This window comes from Planococcus sp. TJ-302 (genome assembly GCF_058268455.1).
Genome location: NZ_JBZDOI010000001.1, coordinates 39,292 through 57,887, shown reverse-complemented (window position 1 = coordinate 57,887; position 18,596 = coordinate 39,292). Strand labels below are relative to the sequence as shown.

Here is an 18,596-nt window from a genome sequence, read left to right as displayed (position 1 = left end):
GCGACTTTTTTCTATGCTCGATTAGTCTTCCATTGTGGATAAATCGCCTGTCGGCAAATCAAGTTCCCAAGCTTTCAGTACACGACGCATGATCTTGCCGCTGCGCGTTTTTGGAAGCTTATCCTTGAATTCAATTTCTTTAGGCGCAGCATGTGCTGCCAACCCTTTTTTCACAAATTGCTGGATATCCTGGGTCAATTCTTCGGATGGCTCGTAGCCTTCATTCAATGCTACGAACGCCTTAATAATTTCCCCTCTGACAGGATCCGGTTTTCCAATAACGCCTGCTTCGGCCACTGCTGGATGTTCCAATAGCTTGCTTTCCACTTCAAATGGCCCCACACGCTCTCCTGATGTCATGATGACATCATCGACGCGTCCTTGGAACCAGAAATAACCATCTTCATCCATATAAGCGGAGTCACCTGATACGTACCATTTATCGTTCATGAAGTAAGACTCATATTTCGCTGGATTATTCCAGATTTGCCTCATCATCGATGGCCAACCTTTTTCGATTGCCAAGTTCCCCATCTGATTCGGCGGCAGTTCGTTGCCACGGTCATCAACGATGGCCACCTTGATGCCAGGAACAGGCTTGCCCATAGATCCCGGTCTAATGTCCATTGAAGGATAATTGCAGATTGTCTGTGCACCGGTTTCCGTCATCCACCATGTATCGTGGATGCGTTTGTTGAAGACTTGGACACCCCAGCGCACAACTTCCGGATTTAAAGGCTCTCCGACTGACAGAACATGGCGCAATGTTGAAAGATCATATTCTTTCACCAATGCATCCCCTGCCCCCATCAACATGCGGAAGGCAGTCGGGGCGCTATACCAAACGGTTACGCCGAAATCTTCGATCGCTTTGTACCATGCATCAGGTGAGAAGCGCCCACCGATTATCACAGTAGTTGTGCCTGTCAGCCAAGGAGCGAACACACCATATGCCGTTCCTGTGACCCAACCTGGATCGGCTGTGCACCAATAAATATCCTGCTCATTCAGATCCAAAACCCATTTAGCCGTCTGGTATTGCTGCACCATTGCATATTGCGCGTGCAGAACCCCTTTTGGTTTACCTGTAGACCCTGACGTATAATGCAAAACCAGGCCGTCTTCTTTATCCAGCCATTCGATTTCAAAATGGTCGGAACAAGTGTGAAGATGCTTCTTAAAGTCTACAATTTTGTCATCCTCTTCTATATTCTCGCCGACAAGGAATACGGTTTTCAAATTCGGCAGACGGTCTAACGGAATGCGCGGCAATAATTCTGGAGTCGTGATGATCGATTTTGCTTCACTGTCATCCAGCCTGTCGTAAATTGCGCCTTCCATGAAAGCTTCGAACAACGGACCTGCAATCAATCCCATCTTCAATGCCCCGAACATCGCAAAATACAATTCAGGCGAACGCGGCATGAAGATGAAGAAACGGTCTCCTTTTTCCAAATCCGAATGCGCTTTCAAAAGATTTGCCGCACGATTCGTCATGCGCTTCATTTCGTAAAACGTATAGGATTCGTTGCGCTTCTGATCTTGGTAGTAAAGAGCTACTTTGTTTTTCCGGTCCGATTCAGCGTGGCGGTCGATCGTTTCGTAAGCCATATTGATCTTCCCTGTTTTAGACCAGCTGAATTCTTTCTCAACATCAGCCCAATTAAAATCCGATGAAACCTCTTCATAATTATGTAAGTTGTAGTCTCCTTGGACAGCTGCAATTGTTTCGACTTTCATACCCATCATCCTTTCGAATTGATTCTCTTCCATTCTACAACAACCATTCAATCGATTGCTAATAATTTTAATTTTTTAGAATATTGAACGGGCGGTCGATGAAACTTTACAAAATTTAAGCGGTTTCATGTATAATAGACCTAATTGTACCCTATAGGTGGTGAAATGATGGAACATAAAAAGACTTATAATGCATTAGAGCTGAAAACTAAACACGGACCGATCATTATTGAAGGACCAATTTCATCAAAAGACTTGAAAGCGCTTGAATTCCATGAAGACTTGGTGGCTTTTCGTCTCCCTGCCCAACAGCATAAAGCGATTACGGAAATTGCCGATCTTCCTGAAGGCCGTATTCTCATTGCCAGAGACCAAAATATGATTGTTGGCTATGTCACTTTCTTGTATCCCGACCCACTGGAACGCTGGTCAGAAGGTAAAATGGAAAACTTGATTGAACTCGGCGCTATTGAAGTTATACCGAAATTCCGCGGTACCGGCGTTGGAAAATCGCTTCTCAAAGTGTCTATGATGGATGATGCCTTTGAAGATTTCATCGTCATCACGACCGAGTACTATTGGCATTGGGATTTGAAAGGCACCGGCTTGAACGTCTGGGAATATCGTAAAATCATGGAAAAAATGATGCAGGCTGGCGGTTTGGAATATTATGCGACCGATGAACCTGAAATCAGTTCCCATCCCGCCAATTGCCTTATGGCTAAAATTGGCAGCCGCGTCGACCAGGAATCCGTCCAGAAATTCGATCAGCTCCGTTTTAAGAACCGTTATATGTACTAATCCGAATCTAAGGGGGGTGTTTCTATGTTACTTGAGGAAATAATGAAGACTGATGTACATACCCTGACTTCCAGCCAAACCGTCCAGGATGTGTTGGATCTTTTCGAGGACAACCGAATCCGCCACGCTCCTGTCGTCGAGGACGGCAAAGTAGTAGGCGTTGTCACCGAGCGCGATTTAAAAGATGCTCTGCCATCTAGATTTTCCGTTTCGCCAAAAATCAATGCCTATGAGATGAAAGTTTCTGAAATCATGACGAAAAACCCAATCACCGGGCATCCGCTGGATTTTGTCGAAGAAACCGCGTTAACTTTTTATGACCAGAAGATCGGCTGTCTGCCAGTTGTCAGCCATGACAAGCTTGTGGGATTTTTGACTGAAACCGATCTACTTTACAAGTACATCGAATTGACAGGCGCACATCAGCCCGGCTCACACATTGAAATACGTGTACCAAATCGTTCCGGTGTGCTTTATGAAGTGTCAAAAGTGTTCTACAATCATAAAGTCAATGTATTGAGTGTTCTTGTCTACCCCGACAAACAGAATAACGCCAATAAAGTTTTGGTGTTCCGTATACAAACCATGAATCCGCTCGCAATCATTGACGACTTACAAAAAGAAGGTTTCGATGTTTTATGGCCAAACACACCACAGTTGGACAAATGAAGCACGCAATATTTATTTATTCGGAGGATCAACTGGGGTATAAATTCTCTGATACCCATCCATTTAATCAGAAAAGGCTGGAGTTGACTGTTGACCTTCTGCAAAAAATGAAGGCGCTTCCAGAAGAGTTGATCGTCGCTCCTCGCATAGCGACAGATGAAGAATTGCTGCTTGCCCACGACCAGCGTTATATCGACATCGTCAAGCAAGCCAGCATCGGAAAAGTTTCTTCTGAAGCCGGCGAAAGCTATGGCATCGGTACAGAAGATACGCCGATATTTGCCAATATGCACGAAGCAAGCGCACGGCTAGTAGGCGGTACTTTGACGGCGGTCGATTGGGTTATGGAAGGCAAAGCACAGCACGCACTGAATCTTGGAGGCGGTCTGCACCACGGCTTCCGCGGCAAAGCTTCGGGCTTTTGCATCTACAATGACAGCTCTGTCGCAATCAATTACATGAAGAAGAAATACGGTGCCCGTGTGCTTTATATCGATACGGACGCGCACCATGGAGATGGTGTCCAATGGAGCTTTTATGACGATCCTGACGTCTGCACCGTTTCAATCCATGAAACTGGGCGCTATCTATTCCCAGGGACTGGAAACATTAACGAACGCGGCAGCGGGCAAGGGTACGGAACGTCATTCAACTTCCCTATCGATGCGTTCACGGAAGACGAATCGTTTCTGGAAGTTTACCGAACGGCAATGAAAGAGATTGTTGAATTTTTCAAGCCGGACGTCATCTTAAGCCAGAATGGCGCTGACGCCCATTATTTAGACCCTCTGACGCATTTGTATAGCACTATGGACATTTACCGGGAAATCCCGAAAGTGGCTCACGAGCTCGCTCATGAGTACTGTGAGGGGCGCTGGATTGCTGTAGGCGGCGGCGGTTACGATATTTGGCGCGTCGTTCCGCGTGCATGGTCGTTGTTATGGATGGAAATGAACAATTTCCCAGCTCCAAAAGGCCCACTGCCTTCTTCATGGCTAACAAAATGGCAGACGGAATCCCCCGTTCCATTGATTGGCACGTGGAAGGACCCCGAGCAAATGTATGAAGCAATTCCGCGCAAAGAGGAAATCACGGAAAAAAATCATGAAATGCTCAATAAAGCCCTATATATGATTAGAAACGCATAAAAGCCCCAGAAGGGGGCTTTTATGCGTTTTTGGTTGATTGGCGCTCTTCAATTCGATAAGGCAAAATAACCTGTTTTTCTTCAATTTCTTCTTTGTTCATGTACTTCGTCAGGAGCCTCATTGAAACCGCTCCAATATCATACAGTGGAAGTGCGATTGACGTTAGCATCGGTCTTGCCATTCGCGCCAATTTAGAATTTTCATAGCTGATGATTTCTACATCGTCTGGAATCTTCTTGCCATTCGCTTCTACACCGTGGATAACGCCGATGGACATTTCATCATTACTGACAAAATAGGCAGTCGGATCGCTTTCTTTCAAAGTTTCCACGGCTTCGATTGCCTCATCGTAAGAATTATCGCATTCGACGATCAGTTTCTCGTCATAATCCATGCCCGCATCATTTAATGCGGTTTGGTAAGCTTTCAATTTATAATCTTTGTTCACTTTAGAGGTGAGCGGCCCAGATATGAACGCGATCCGTTTATGGCCATTATCGATCAATTTTTTCACACCTTCATATGCTGCTCCATAATAATCGATATTTACAGAGGCAATGCTCGCCGACTCATCAATCGAGCCCGCCAATACGATGGGCGTTGGGGAACGCTCCATTTCAAAAAGAAGTTCACTTGAAATCACATCGCTCATGAAAACAATGCCATCAACTTGTTTGCCAAGCATCGTTTCAAGCAATTGAAGTTCTTTGTTCTGGTTTTGATCCGAGTTCGACAAGATGATGTTGTACCGGTACATTGTTGCTATGTCTTCAATTCCGCGGGCAAGTTCGGCATACATGCTGTTAGAGATATCCGGAATGATGACACCGACCGTGGTGGTTTTTTTGCTGGCCAGCCCTCTTGCAACTGCGTTCGGGCGATACCCCAGCTCTTCAATCACTTTTAATACTTTCTTCCTTGTAGCAGGTTTCACATTCTGATTGCCATTGACTACACGTGAAACAGTAGCCATGGATACATTTGCTTCCCTTGCTACATCATATATTGTAACGGTCACGGTGCGCCCTCCTTCCCTTATATCTTTTATCATACGATAAAAAGTTTCCTTTTTTCAACTATATAAGTAGAACTTATCATTTTCATGTGCCGATATTCCGCTTAAGCGATCAAAGCGGTATGTACAAGCTAATTTTTTATTCAATTTATATAAAAAAGAAAAGCCAGGTAATTACCCGGCTCTTCGGATTTACATTTTGAATTCATATTGCTTCATGAACTTCATCAAAGCATCGTAGTAATCATCGAACTGGTTCAAATCCATCTGCTGAGCTGCATCGGATAATGCAACAGCTGGGTCTGGATGAACTTCAGCCATGACTCCATCAGCACCGATTGCAATTGCAGCTTTTGCTGCAGGAAGCAATAAGTCGCGGCGTCCTGTGGAATGCGTTACATCTACGAATACCGGAAGATGGGTTTCCTGTTTAAGGATTGGCACTGCTGAGATATCAAGTGTGTTGCGCGTCGCTTTTTCGTAAGTGCGGATTCCGCGTTCACATAGGATGATTTGGCTATTGCCTGAAGCGATGATGTATTCAGCTGCGTTGATGAATTCATCAACAGTCGCTGACATTCCGCGTTTCAGCAATACCGGCTTGTTGATCTGCCCGACCGCTTTCAATAATTCGAAATTCTGCATGTTCCGTGCGCCTACTTGGACAACATCCACAAATGGCAATGCTTCTTCCAAGTGATGTGGTGTAACGATTTCTGAAACTACAGCAAGCTTGTATTGGTCTGCAGCAGCTTTCAGCATTTTCAATCCCTCAAGGCCAAGGCCTTGGAAATCATATGGGGATGTACGCGGCTTGTACGCGCCACCACGGATCAATTTCAGCCCTTTAGCGCCAATCGCTTCAGCGACTTTTGAAACCTGATCCTGGGATTCTACTGCACAAGGCCCGAAGATGAACGATGGGGTGCCGTCGCCGATGCTTTCACCGTTGATCGTGATGATCGTATCCTCGGCTTTTTTCTTCCGTGAAACTAGAAGCGCTTTGCGGTGGTCTTCCTCCTGCATATCAAGTGCTGATTTGAAAATTTCCTTGAATATATGGTCAACCGTTTTCTGGTCTAATGGACCGTTATTGTTTTCTTTCAATAAGTTCAGCATATGGCGTTCACGCAACGGGTCGTAACGATTTACACCTTGCTTTTCTTTGATCTTTCCAATTTCCTGGATCACTTTAGCGCGTTCGTTGATCAATGTAAGGATCTCGAGGTTTACGGCATCCACTTTTTCTCTTAGTTGTTCTAAATCTAAATGGCTCATTCTTTACTGCTCCCTTCGCGTATCATCATGTTGGTGACTTATCTTAACATGTTTAGACTATTATAAGCAAAGTATTCGGTAAAGTCACGTTTTATATTTTAGCGATTCAACGCGCTAAAGTATTTGTAATAAAAAAAAGCCGGAACCCCAGGGTTCCGTACTCTTTTTCAAACGATAAATTCTTGCATCGCCTTGCTGGTGATTCTGCCATGGGACGCATTCCAATCAACTTTTTGGTTAGCAAAGTGAAAGGCTTGCGGAGAAGCGTGTTTAACTTCTGTCAACGATTCAATGTTTTTGGAAAGCTCACGGTCTTCCTGAACCACTAGGTACAAAAAGAGCTGGTTCGGGTGCAACGAGCAATACTCATTGTATTCATTCCACGCAGAAGCCGATACAGGGCATGTACTGCTGTGTTTCAGCAGCCAATAATGCTCGGTGTGGGCAGTGACATTCTTTAAATCGTCTAAATCATGTACACGTACTAAATTTTCCATTTAATCCGCTCCTAGATCATGTAGATGATTAGTTTTTATTGTTGTTTTTATTCGAGTTGCTGCCTGAATTATTGCTTGAGTTGTTTTTATTCGAGCTGCTGCCTGAATTATTGTTCGAGCTGTTTTTATTCGAGCTGCTGCCGGCGCTGCCAGAAGTGCTAGAATTCGACGTGTTTTTGTTCGAGTTGTTCGAGTTGTTCGAGTTGTTCGAGTTGTTCGAACTTGTCGAAGCATTAGTTGTTTTGTTGTTTGTGTTGCTAGTGTCTGTAGATTTCTTTTCTTCTTTAACTTCCTCGACTGCTTCTTTCAAAGCGTTTGCCGTTGAAGTGAAAGCTTCGTGGCCAGCTGTTTCAGTCTGACCGATCGAGTTTTGTACAGTGTCGAGCATTTCAATCGTTTCTTCGCCTTCAGATGACGCTGTGCCATCGTCCATTGGAGATTGGCCAGATTTCATGCCTTTGACTTTATCGACCACTTTAGTCGACTGATCTTTGACTTGTTGCGTCAATCCGCTTGATTTTTCTTTAGCAGTATCTGTGTAGCCTGATGTTTTTTCTTTCAACGTGCTAGCCTGCGTATTCAAGTCTGTGCGCAATTCTTTGCCGGATTTCGGCGCTAGCATCAATGCTGCTGCTGCTCCGATGAGTCCGCCGACGATTGCTCCTAATAGGAAGCCTGATGATCCTGACTCATCTTCATAATCATAAAGATCGTCATATCGGTTGCCCATGCCATAAGATTGTGGCACGAAAGCGCTTTGCTGGCCGTTATATTCGTTTTGTGCGTAATAGTTCTGGTTCGTGTATTCAGATTCATTGTAATTCGGTTTCTGATAGTTATTATTGTTGTTTTTATTGTTTGTCATATTAAATTCCTCCATTTGGTATTAAGTTTATTGGGACTGGTCGTTGTGCGGCAATTGTTTTTGCCCTGGAACTGGAGCATAAGACTGTGAAGCGCGTGCTTCATAGATTTTGCGCTCTTTCCATTTGTCGCGGATGCCCATTGCAACGTTGCCCCATTGGACAACCTGAGCGATTTTGTCTTCGTTTTGTTCAACGTGAGTAGAAACTGTCGAAGTAATGCGGCGGACAGATGAGTTCAAATCAGTAACGGAATTTCCGACACCTCTGACTGCATCCACCACTGTGTTAAGTTTTTCTGATTTCACTTGGATATCTTCTGCCAACTCATTAGTTTTATGCAAAAGGTTCGTCGTTTCCAAGGTCACACCCTGTAATTGGTTTTCAAGTCCTGAAACAGTTCCTGAAACTTCATTGAGTGTGTTTTTCAATGAGTTTAATGTCATAGCCAATGCTACACATAAAACTAAAAATCCGACAGCAGCAACGATAGCCGCTATGTAAAGCAATATTTCCCAATCCATGCTGTTTCCTCCTTTTTGAATACTGGTATATCTCTTTTGTACCCCACCATCAATCGGTGTAAACACTGGCACTTTAGATTTATTCCACCTATACACCCTTTAATCCTGCTTAAAATCTATTGTTTATCTATTCAAAAGTTGATTTATGATTGCATCTCACAAAAAAGGCCGCAGGCGCCTCCGGTTTTCCGGTTGCGCCTGCGGCCTTCAAGTTAAGTTGCTCTTAAACCGTCTCTTCGGTTTTAATGAGGTTTTCGAAAGCACTCTGGAATTTCGTAACATCTCCTGCGCCCATGAACAAATAAACCGCATTTTCATGCTGAAGCAATTGAGTAACATCATCAGATTTCAAGATGCGGCTGTCTTCAATCTTCTCTTCAAGATCGTGGATAGTCAGGACGCCGACTTCTTCTCGTGCCGAGCCAAATATATCGCAAAGATAAACCTGGTCAGCGCCGCTCAAGCTGTCCGCGAATTCTTGAAGGAACGTCTGCGTACGCGTAAATGTATGCGGCTGGAAAATCGCCACAATTTCACGCTCAGGAAATTTCTGGCGTGCGGATTGCAGCGTCGCGCGGATTTCTGTCGGGTGATGTGCATAATCATCAATCAAAATGCGCCCTTGGAGTTCTGTTTGCGTGAAACGGCGTTTGACGCCTTCAAAATCCGAAAATTGCTGCTGCATAATGGCAGCAGGAATGTTTTCATAATGGCCAAGTGAAATAACTGCCAACGCGTTCATGATGGCGTGGTCGCCGAACATTGGAATCATGAACGTATGGAAGAATTCATTGCGGATCATGACATCGAACGATGTACCTTCGGTCGTTTTAACGACATTGCGGGCCTGGAAATCATTTTCTTCGCCGAAACCGTAGTAGACCACCGGAACCGGTGCCTGAATACGCTGAAGAAATTCATCATCGCCGCAGGCAATGATGCATTTCTTGACTTGCTGCGCCATCTCTTCAAACGCATTAAAGACATCATCGATCCCCGCGAAATAATCAGGATGATCGAAATCGATATTGGTCATGATTGCGTAATCCGGATGATAAGCAAGGAAATGGCGTCGGTATTCACACGCTTCCGCAACGAAGAAATGTGAATTCTCCTTGCCGAATCCCGTGCCGTCGCCGATTAGATAAGAAACTGGCTTAAAGCCGTCAAGCACATGTGCCATCAAGCCGGTCGTCGAAGTCTTGCCATGAGCACCTGTAATGGCAACCGATACATATTGTTTCATCAAGTCTCCAAGAAACTCGTGGTAACGGATTATCGTCGCTCCAAGTTCGCGCGCTTTGACAAGTTCCGGGTGGCTGTCGTTGAACGCGTTGCCAGCGATAATTGTCATGTCTGCCGATATATTGTCAGCTTCAAAAGGCAGAATTGTGATGCCTCTTTCGCGAAGACGGTCTTCTGTAAAGAAATACTGTTCGATATCAGAACCTTGTACTGTATTGCCCATATCGTGCATTATTTGCGCGAGTGGACTCATGCCGGATCCTTTGATGCCGGTAAAATGTAAAACTGTCATAAATGAACCTCCTGTGGAAGTTGAAAAGAGTCTATAGAAATCGCTGAGCGAAATTCATAGCTAGTCAACAAAACATAATCACTCGATTATATCATTATTCAAACCTTACCGATATACCCGATATTTCCTGTCATCATTAAAATTTTATGCATATCTTACTGAAAGACGTTCTCTATATCGTCTTCCGTAATCAAAACCGCTCTCGCTTTGCTGCCATTCTGTTCTGAAATAAAGCCGTGCTGTTCAATCAGATCCATCAATCTCGCAGCGCGGTTATAGCCTATATGGAATTTGCGCTGGAGCAACGATGTCGAGGCGCTTCCTTGTGCCATGATGAACCGGCAAGCTTCCTCAAACAAATCATCTTGCACGTCCATCGCTCCGCTCCGTTTGATGAGTTCTTCTTCGTTGAAGAAATATTCCGGTTCGCCTTGCGAACGGACATGCGCAATCACGTCTTCGATTTCATTATCCGTAACAAATGTCCCTTGTATCCGAACAGGCGCGGACATGCCGTTTCCAAGGTAAAGCATATCCCCTCTTCCGAGCAAACGCTCCGCCCCTTGCGAATCAAGAATTGTGCGGCTATCCACTTGGGAGGATACTGAAAATGCAATACGCGTCGGGATATTCGATTTGATCAAGCCTGTGATAACGTCTACCGATGGGCGTTGCGTCGCAATGACCAAATGGATTCCGCATGCCCGGGCTTTTTGCGCAATGCGGCAAATGGCGTCTTCTACATCGGACGGAGACATCATCATCAAATCAGCCAGCTCGTCAATGACGATAAGGATATAAGGTAGATGCTGTGCATAGTCCCCTTTTTCTTTCACCAATTTATTATAGCGGCTTAAATCCCTGACACCTGAATGGGCGAATAATTGATAACGGCGTTCCATTTCCTCGACTGCCCATTTCAGGGAAGCTGTGGCCGCTTTGACATCTGTAATGACCGGGCTGACAAGATGCGGAATATGGTTATACGGCGCAAGTTCAACCATTTTCGGGTCGATGAGCAGCATTTTCAGATCGCGCGGCGATGATTTATAAAGAAGGCTGACCAATATCGAATTGATGCACACACTCTTACCGGAACCGGTCGCTCCGGCAATCAAGCCGTGCGGCATTTTACGCAAATCCAGCGTAACCGGCTTCCCAGTTAAATCGAGGCCGAGAGCGGCTTCAAGCGGCGAGTCCGATTCCTGGAACACCCTGCTCTCGATCACTTCTGAAATTCGCACCGGGCGGGACTTGCGGTTCGGAATCTCGATGCCAATTGAGCTTTTTCCTGGTATCGGCGCTTGGATCCGGATGTCCTTTGCCGCCAGGGCAAGCTTCAGGTCGTCTGCCAGATTGCGGATTTTGCTGACTTTCACGCCTTGGGCAACGGTCACTTCAAACTGGGTCACGGCCGGTCCTTGCACGATGCTGAGAATCGATGCCTGGATCTGGAAGTGGGACAATGCTTCGATAAGGCGTTCTCCTTGCTCTTCCATCCACGCTTCATCTATCAAATCGTTTTCTGGCGCGCGTAAATAATCGCTTCTTGGATGCTCATAAGCGAGTGGCTGTTCTGGCTTTTTCTCTGGAATTTCTTTTGGAGCTTGCTGCATCGGCGCGACTTCAGACATCTTTTGGGTCTGTACGACCGTCTTTTGGCCGGTTTTTTTTGTCTGCTGTTCCGCTTGCAGGAGTGCAGCAGGCGAGCCCTTAACACCAGGCTTAGCCTGCTGCAAAGGTTTTTTCAATCGTTCTTTATCGGATTTCAGCATCAGCACATTAAATGGCACTATCTTTTCACGCTTTTTCTCAGGTGCGCGGATTTCCTCGGCATTAGCCGCCTCTACCATTGCGCCATTATGTACCTCTTGCTCTAAAACTTCAGGCTCAGCAATCTCTAGTAGTTCTTCGATTTGTTCCAGCTCTTTGATTTCTGCCTGCTCTTCGATATGCACTGGTTCTTCTATCTCTGCAGGCTCCTCGATCGGTTCAGGTTCTTTAATCTCTGCCGGCTCTTCCATATGCTCCGGTTCGTCATCAAACAACAGGACAGATACCTTTTGATGAACCGGCGCTGGCTGTTGTTCTTCAAGCGGTTGTTGTACTGCCAATTCCGCCTGTTGCGGTGCTGGCGCCACTGCTTCTTCCGGCGCCGGCAGTTTTTCTTCAACCAGTTTCTCTTTCTCGGTAAAAGGCAATTGGTTATGGAACCCTTGCAGTTTCAGCGCTTCTTTAGCTGAAGCTAAAGAGCTCAAATTCGGCTGTTCATTGCGCTGATGTTCTTTTTTCTCGAGCAAATTCATGACCGGCTCGGGACGCGACTCGTTATATCCATGGATTGGAGACGGCACCCGGCTCGGTTCAAACGGCCGTGTGCTTTTACTTTGCGGCTCGTATGCACGGGTTACTGGCCGCTTCGCTGCCGGAATTTCCTGCCCTTTCGGCTTCGGCTGGCTGTTTTGGCTCAGCCTTGGCAAACTTTTCGTTTCTACAGGGCGCGGGGCTCTAGGAGCCGGCTTGACGTAAGCACGAGTTTCCCGTGGTTCCCGCCTTTCCCGTGGCTCGCGCACCGGAGGGCTTTGGTATGATTCGCCTACTTGTGGTGCCGGCGGACCGTAGCCGCGAGCTTTGTTCAAAGCAGGGCTTGACGGGCGGCGTTTGGGAGCCGGTTGCTCTGTTGCAGGTTCTGTTTCTTTGAAACGGCCTTTTTCGTTATCTGAAATAACTGGAAAGCGGAACGGCGCTTTTTTCGGCCGCTCAGTTACGGGCTCTTCTTGTTTAGGGGCATTTTCCGCAGCTTCCTCTTCCTCGGCTTCAGTGAATAAACGATTCCATACATTTTTAACCCAGCTCATAACGCGTCACGCCTTTACTTCGAATGGAGATCCGATTTCTGCATCTTCTGGCAAGACCATTATCCCTTTTTCTTCAGGAGCATCCGGCAAAGCCAGTTCTTTTGCCGAGCAGATCATTCCGCTCGACGGCACTCCGCGGAGTTCTGCATCTTTGATCAGCATACCTGAAGGCATGATTGCGCCTACTTTTGCCACAACCACTTTCTGTCCCTGCTCAACGTTCGCAGCGCCGCACACAATCTGCAATTCTTCGCTGCCGACATTGACACGGCAAATATTCAGCTTGTCTGCGTTCGGATGCTTTTCTTTCACTTCTACAAAGCCTACGACAAATTTTGGAGACAGATCGACTTCAAGAATATAATCTACGCCATTTTTAGCCAAAGCATTCTGAAGCGCTGTAACTAATGCTTCTGAGAGTTCCACTTTTTCGCCTTCAGGCATTTCAACATATGTCGATGCATTAAAAAGGTTGAAACCGGCAATTTTTCCTTCACCGTCCTTGATCAGCGTAACGTCTCCGAATTGTTCAGCGTGGATTTTCTCTGGCGTTTCCGTTTGCAATTGGACCAATAGGACGTCGCCTATTCCGTGTTTATTGTAAAATGCATTCATTTCTTATCCTGCTCCTCGGTCGGTTTATTCTTGGCCATGATGAAAATCGGCTCAAGTTCGTCATTTTCATAAATGAACGACAATGACGTAATCGGCACTTTGCCGTTTGTGAAAAAGTGCATCGCCATCTGAGCCAATACATCGTATCCGGTCTCGTTGCGGATATCCCCGATGATCAGCACATCCTGATGGGGCACAGATACTGTCATATCGCCTGTAATTTTCGTTTTCATGTCTTTTAGGAAGTTTTCATTCAGCAGACGGGAAGCATCGTACCCATCATTTTCGTTCAAAAAGTAAAATACATTGCCTGCGACGCGGTCTTCTTTTACAGCGGTTTTCAGTTTCTTCACTTGGAACCGCGCAATTTCTTTGACCTGCTCTTCACTCAGACTTAATGAATTTAACATATTTTCGTCAATTAAGCGATAGGTAGTGCCAGCATCCAACGCGTAAAAAACCCGTGTTTCAGCTGTATGGTCCGATGTGATAAAGCGATGGCCTTCTTTCGATTCCAGCGGAAATGACGTAGAGCGGATGACCGGATAGATATGCTCCGATGATTTCAGTTCACCTTTCGACTCTTTTTCCATCGCACCGAAAGTTTCCAGAATGGTGTAGACGATTTCATCCAATGCCGCCTCCCCTTTTGCTTCATAGCGGTTTAACGCCTGCGGCAAGGAAAGCGTCATGCCATTTCCTAAGGTTTTGTGCCGGATGTCCAACATGTCTTTTTCACGGTCAAAATGCCAGATCAATTCGGGATTCGTCATGCGCTGTTTCAATATCTCTACCAATTCGGATGATTTCTTCATGTCGCTTCCTCCTCAAAAATAAACGGCTCAGCCACAGTATGGCGAACCGTCCCTTTTTTATTTTTTCTCATCTAGCGAGAGTGGCCAGGAAATTTTCGATTTCCTGTTTGGTTTTGCGGTCTTTGCTGACAAAACGGCCAGCTTCGGTGCCATTCGTGTAAGCTAGGAAACTTGGGATTCCATAAATGTTCTTTTCAATGCACAAATCAATAAATTCATCCCGGTCCACTGATACGAAAGTGAATTCCGTGTGTGCTTCTTCGATTTCAGGCAGTATCGGATCAATGACACGGCAATCGGGGCACCAGTCGGCTGTAAACATAAAGACGACCGGCTCGCTTTCCGCCAGTTCATTGAATTGCTCAATAGAAGTTAACGTTCTCATTCAGTCAATCCCCCTTTTCGTTGTCGATGGAACGAACAGTCTGCATCATCCAGTCCATATTTTCCTCGATTTTGCCCGCTTCCGATACGGCCGCCAATTTAGCGCCGCCTGCGCTGGCCACCACTTCAAATCGGTCGTCCGCAATTTTTCGTACAGCGGCAAAACCGAATCTTCCATTTTCTTCGAAAGTTTCATCAGCCGCCCATTCCTGCTGCGGATCGGATTTTAAAAGGTCATAGAATACTGTGCTGTCGCCCGCCTCGTTCGGGTTGGCGGTCAACATAAACGATTCGCTGCCTTTGGTGATGTTGATGCTGCGCTCATCGGATGGCTCTTCCAACGTATAGCCTCCAGGCAGATAAAACGCTGTACCGTCAGAAGATTCGTTTGCCTCTCTCGGTTCTGCAGAAAATGCCTTATGTGCATTTTCAAAGGCGCCGGCAATCTTTTCTTCCGGTGTTGCTGAACAGCCCGCTAATCCAATAGCTGCTGCTGAAAATAAAACCAATAATCCTTTACGAGGCACGCCTATTCCTCCCTAACTTTGCTTGTTCTTATTTTAAAGATGTTTCCTGGCACATGCAACTTAATCGATGCCGCGGGCGTATTGCCCGAGCAACAGCATGACGATATGGCTAAACATTTCATCCCGGTTGACAACACCCGCAGTCAACACGCCAACCGCACCTTTATGATGCCTTACGCCGCTTTCATTAACATATGCATCCATAACCGGCCCGAGCTCGCCGCCCGTTCGCAGTTTTTCCGCAATTTCTTCCGGCAGCGGAAGTTGGGCTCCAGCGGCTGTATAAATTTTGCCATCATTAGTTGCGAGCGCACCCCAATTGCATAAATACATCTCGCCTTCAAGTTCATAGATTCCGCCCTCTAAGCCGATGGCAATGTCAACGGCTTCTGCTGATAAGGTTTTGGCGCGGTTTATGGCACCGAGACGAGTTTCCGCGAGTGACCTTGGCTGGTCGGATACGCCGGAATCTGCTTCCGCTGAAGCCAGATCGAACTCATAGCCAAGGCCTTCCATTGTGCTAGCAACCGCGTTGATTTTGGCTGGATTTTTCGAGGCAATGCCTGCTTGTATTTTTTTCATTTCCTCATCCCTTTCAAAAAAAAGAGCCCGAAGGCCCTCTTTTAACTGTTTTGTTTAATTGTCTCCAAAGTCGTTTTATCAGCAGTTCTGACGAGTTTCGTCAGCAATTCTTTCGCTGCCGCGTAATCATCAGTGTGGATGATTGACGCTGACGTATGGATATAGCGTGAGCAGATGCCAATTACGGAACTCGGGATGCCTTCATTTGCTGTATGGACTTTGCCAGCGTCCGTTCCCCCTTGGGAAATGAAGTACTGGTAAGGGATATTATTCGACTCCGCTGTGTCCAGGATGAACTCGCGCATGCCGCGGTGCGTCACCATGCTCTTATCGAAAATACGCAGGAGCGTCCCTTTGCCCAATTGTCCGAACTCATTTTTATCACCGGTTGCATCATTTGCCGGACTTGCGTCAAGCGCAAAAAACAAATCTGGCTGAATTAAATTTGCGGCCGTCTGCGCTCCGCGAAGACCCACTTCTTCCATTACGGTCGCGCCGGAGAACAATAGGTTCGGCAATTTCTCGTCTTTTAATTCTTTCAACAACTCAATCGCGAGACCGCAGCCGTATCGGTTATCCCAAGCTTTCGCCATGATTTTCTTACTGTTCGCCATTTCCGTGAATGGGCTGAACGGCACGACCTGCTGGCCTGGGCGAATGCCCATTGCTATTGCGTCCGCTTTGTCATCGGCACCGATATCAATCAGCATATTCTTGATGTCCATCGGCTTGCTGCGCAGCTCGTCGCTCAAAAGATGCGGTGGAATCGATCCAACAACACCAGGAATCACTTTATCGCCAACGATAATTTCAACGCGCATGGCAAGCATGACCTGATTCCACCAACCGCCGAGCGGCTGAAAGCGGAGCATGCCGTTTTCTGTAATTTGGGATACCATAAAGCCGACCTCATCCATATGTCCGGCTACCATAATGCGTGGACCATTTGCGTCGCCTTCTTTTACACCGAAGACGCTGCCCAAATTATCCTGAATCAATCGATCTGAATACTTTTCAAGCTCTTGGCGCATGAACTTGCGAACTGCATGCTCATTGCCGGGTGCTCCTGGCAACTCGGTCAATGTCTTGAATAATTCTCTCGTCTCACTGTTCATATGTATAACTCCCCCTAAAATGCATTGCTTCCCTATAGTGTAGAGCTTTTAACTGAATATTTCCAGTTTTATATTTCGACATACGAAAGATAGATATCACGTTTTTATATAAACATCGCTTCGGACGCTTTGGGCCTGGCTTCCGTAATAAGCCGGGGATGACACCCGTCTCATTACTCCGCCTAGCCCCTTGACGCGCCTACGCTGGATAAGCTCTTTGAGAAATAAAAGCTTACTGGGTCTGCTATATTTTAGATACTAGGCTGTTTTGCGGCGTATTCCTAACAAAAAATCTTAAATTACACATACAAAGCTTATATTTTTCCCTGTACTTCATTTATGGTACAATTTGTCCAGAAAGCTTAGGAGGGATTTTAGTGAAAAATCGTGATTTATTAATCGGATTTGCAACAGGTGTGGCAGCGACTTATATTGTCAAAGAAGTGTATGACCGCAAGGAAAAGCTTTATCCCGCAGATGATGTCCTGAAAAGTGTCAAAGAAGCTTTTAAAGAAGAAGGTCCGATCGACGGTTCGTGGATTTACATGAAAACAGAACCATATAAACAGCACGCAATTGAAACAGAAGTTTATAAAGGCGGCATCACCCGCCACCGCAACGACGAATTAGAGCAATTCGAATTCATGGCAGATGCCTATTCGGGTGCCATCGTCGAAGTGAATAAAGTTTAATAAAAAAAGAAAGAATGCCGCGCAAGTCCCTGCGGCATTCTTTCTTTTTGTCATGTGTTTATCCGAGCAATTCTTAGAATTGCTTTTCCTTGTATTGCACGGACTCGATAATTTCCTTGCCGTCTTCGCTCCATTTGAGAATACGGTAATACGCATCGTGGTAGAACGTGAAATAATAGCCATTTGCTAAGGCTTCTTTCATCAGCTTTTCTTTCGCGTAGATGGAATCCATCGGGTAATCGTCAAAAGCGAGCACCCAAAGCGGATTTTGGTGGGAATGCGTAGGCATGATGTCGCCCATGTGCAAGATTGTTTCGCCACCGCTTTCCAATTTAATGACGCTATGGCCATTCGAATGGCCGCCTGTGTGGATCATCGTAATGCCATCCACTGGAGTGGCCTGTTCACCGAACGTCTCCACTTGGCCCGCAATCGGCTCCCAATTTTCTTTCCAGTACGTGTTGCGCGAGCGGATATTCGGGTGCTGCATTTCTTCCCACTCGACCGCAGAAACATAAATTTTTGCATTCGGGAAAACGGAAACGTAGCCTTCGCTTTGCGGTTTCGTCAAACCGGCTGCGTGGTCGCCGTGCAGATGTGTCATTAAGACCAAATCGATGTCCGCTGGAGACAAACCAAGTTCCGCCAAATTTTCTTCGATGCGTGATTCCGAGGACACCCCAAGGTTGCGTTTTTGGCGATCGTTCAATTTACCGTCCCCTAGTCCGCTGTCGATGATGATGTTTTGGCCGCTGTATTGCACCAAGATCGGATGCGTCGGCAATTCAATCTGGTTTTGTTCGTTGGCCGGATACCGCTTTGACCAGATAACTTTCGGCACTACTCCAAACATTGTGCCTCCGTCCAGCCAAGTCGTTCCCCCATCCAGCCATGTCAATGCCATGTCGTGAAATTGAAATTTATCCACTTTGAATC

General features: G+C 46.2%; 19 protein-coding genes. 4 read left to right on the top strand and 15 right to left on the bottom strand.

The window, feature by feature from the left end; genetic code table 11:
- Positions 1 to 21: 21 nt before the first annotated feature.
- Entirely contained in the window at positions 22 to 1,740 is a 1,719-nt protein-coding gene (acsA, locus tag AC4EHB_RS00390; protein WP_490973626.1) for an acetate--CoA ligase, read from the bottom strand.
- A 168-nt stretch (positions 1,741 to 1,908) separates the two neighbouring features.
- On the opposite strand from acsA, the gene AC4EHB_RS00385 reads away from it, so the two are divergent.
- The 3 genes from AC4EHB_RS00385 to AC4EHB_RS00375 are packed head-to-tail and all read left to right on the top strand — an operon-like array spanning position 1,909 to position 4,358.
- The gene (locus AC4EHB_RS00385; RefSeq protein WP_490980387.1) at positions 1,909 to 2,541 is read left to right on the top strand and encodes a GNAT family N-acetyltransferase; all 633 of its coding nucleotides are present in this window, start codon (positions 1,909 to 1,911) and stop codon (positions 2,539 to 2,541) included.
- 24 nt (positions 2,542 to 2,565) lie between these two features.
- A complete protein-coding gene (locus AC4EHB_RS00380) occupies positions 2,566 to 3,210 on the top strand; it encodes an acetoin utilization AcuB family protein (protein ID WP_490973624.1) in 645 nt (214 codons plus the stop codon).
- Positions 3,207 to 4,358 carry an acetoin utilization protein AcuC gene (locus AC4EHB_RS00375; RefSeq protein WP_490981473.1) on the top strand — a complete coding sequence of 384 codons (1,152 nt, stop codon included), beginning with the start codon at positions 3,207 to 3,209 and terminating at the stop codon, positions 4,356 to 4,358. The genes AC4EHB_RS00380 and AC4EHB_RS00375 overlap by 4 nt, the downstream gene beginning before the upstream one ends.
- A gap of 19 nt (positions 4,359 to 4,377) precedes the next feature.
- Here the strand turns inward: AC4EHB_RS00375 and ccpA are convergent, their stop codons facing one another.
- From ccpA to AC4EHB_RS00310, 13 genes are all read right to left on the bottom strand, one after another.
- Positions 4,378 to 5,376, bottom strand: a complete 999-nt coding sequence (ccpA, locus tag AC4EHB_RS00370; RefSeq protein ID WP_490973623.1) for a catabolite control protein A — start codon at positions 5,374 to 5,376, stop codon at positions 4,378 to 4,380.
- 189 nt (positions 5,377 to 5,565) lie between these two features.
- Positions 5,566 to 6,651: a bifunctional 3-deoxy-7-phosphoheptulonate synthase/chorismate mutase gene (locus AC4EHB_RS00365; protein WP_490973622.1), complete on the bottom strand. Its 1,086-nt coding sequence runs from the start codon at positions 6,649 to 6,651 to the stop codon at positions 5,566 to 5,568.
- 167 nt (positions 6,652 to 6,818) lie between these two features.
- A complete protein-coding gene (ytxJ, locus tag AC4EHB_RS00360) occupies positions 6,819 to 7,148 on the bottom strand; it encodes a bacillithiol system redox-active protein YtxJ (RefSeq protein WP_490973621.1) in 330 nt (109 codons plus the stop codon).
- 28 nt (positions 7,149 to 7,176) lie between these two features.
- Positions 7,177 to 8,013, bottom strand: coding sequence for a YtxH domain-containing protein (locus tag AC4EHB_RS00355; protein ID WP_490980386.1), 837 nt, complete (start codon positions 8,011 to 8,013; stop codon positions 7,177 to 7,179).
- Positions 8,014 to 8,040: 27 nt separating this feature from the next.
- The gene (locus AC4EHB_RS00350; RefSeq protein ID WP_490973619.1) at positions 8,041 to 8,535 is read right to left on the bottom strand and encodes a DUF948 domain-containing protein; all 495 of its coding nucleotides are present in this window, start codon (positions 8,533 to 8,535) and stop codon (positions 8,041 to 8,043) included.
- A 223-nt stretch (positions 8,536 to 8,758) separates the two neighbouring features.
- A complete protein-coding gene (gene murC, locus AC4EHB_RS00345; protein ID WP_490980385.1) occupies positions 8,759 to 10,072 on the bottom strand; it encodes a UDP-N-acetylmuramate--L-alanine ligase in 1,314 nt (437 codons plus the stop codon).
- 155 nt (positions 10,073 to 10,227) lie between these two features.
- Positions 10,228 to 12,930, bottom strand: a complete 2,703-nt coding sequence (locus tag AC4EHB_RS00340) for a DNA translocase FtsK (protein ID WP_490980384.1) — start codon at positions 12,928 to 12,930, stop codon at positions 10,228 to 10,230.
- A 6-nt stretch (positions 12,931 to 12,936) separates the two neighbouring features.
- Positions 12,937 to 13,545, bottom strand: a complete 609-nt coding sequence (ytpR, locus tag AC4EHB_RS00335) for a YtpR family tRNA-binding protein (RefSeq protein ID WP_490973616.1) — start codon at positions 13,543 to 13,545, stop codon at positions 12,937 to 12,939.
- A complete protein-coding gene (locus tag AC4EHB_RS00330; RefSeq protein WP_490973615.1) occupies positions 13,542 to 14,360 on the bottom strand; it encodes a DUF1444 family protein in 819 nt (272 codons plus the stop codon). Before AC4EHB_RS00330 ends, ytpR begins: the two co-directional genes overlap by 4 nt.
- Before the next feature lie 67 nt (positions 14,361 to 14,427).
- Positions 14,428 to 14,745: a thioredoxin family protein gene (locus AC4EHB_RS00325; protein WP_490973614.1), complete on the bottom strand. Its 318-nt coding sequence runs from the start codon at positions 14,743 to 14,745 to the stop codon at positions 14,428 to 14,430.
- A 4-nt stretch (positions 14,746 to 14,749) separates the two neighbouring features.
- Positions 14,750 to 15,271 (bottom strand): hypothetical protein, encoded by a 522-nt coding sequence (locus AC4EHB_RS00320; protein WP_490980383.1) that lies wholly within the window; start codon positions 15,269 to 15,271, stop codon positions 14,750 to 14,752.
- A 60-nt stretch (positions 15,272 to 15,331) separates the two neighbouring features.
- Positions 15,332 to 15,853, bottom strand: coding sequence for a DUF84 family protein (locus AC4EHB_RS00315; protein WP_490980382.1), 522 nt, complete (start codon positions 15,851 to 15,853; stop codon positions 15,332 to 15,334).
- A 41-nt stretch (positions 15,854 to 15,894) separates the two neighbouring features.
- Positions 15,895 to 16,968 carry a M42 family metallopeptidase gene (locus tag AC4EHB_RS00310; protein ID WP_490980381.1) on the bottom strand — a complete coding sequence of 358 codons (1,074 nt, stop codon included), beginning with the start codon at positions 16,966 to 16,968 and terminating at the stop codon, positions 15,895 to 15,897.
- A gap of 377 nt (positions 16,969 to 17,345) precedes the next feature.
- Between AC4EHB_RS00310 and AC4EHB_RS00305 the strand changes: the two genes are divergently transcribed.
- Complete coding sequence (locus AC4EHB_RS00305; RefSeq protein WP_490973610.1) at positions 17,346 to 17,660, top strand: hypothetical protein; 315 nt, start codon at positions 17,346 to 17,348, stop codon at positions 17,658 to 17,660.
- 73 nt (positions 17,661 to 17,733) lie between these two features.
- On the opposite strand, the gene AC4EHB_RS00300 is transcribed toward AC4EHB_RS00305, so the two are convergent.
- On the bottom strand, positions 17,734 to 18,588 hold the full coding sequence (locus AC4EHB_RS00300) for a YtnP family quorum-quenching lactonase (protein ID WP_490973609.1): 855 nt from the start codon (positions 18,586 to 18,588) through the stop codon (positions 17,734 to 17,736).
- Positions 18,589 to 18,596: the final 8 nt, after the last annotated feature.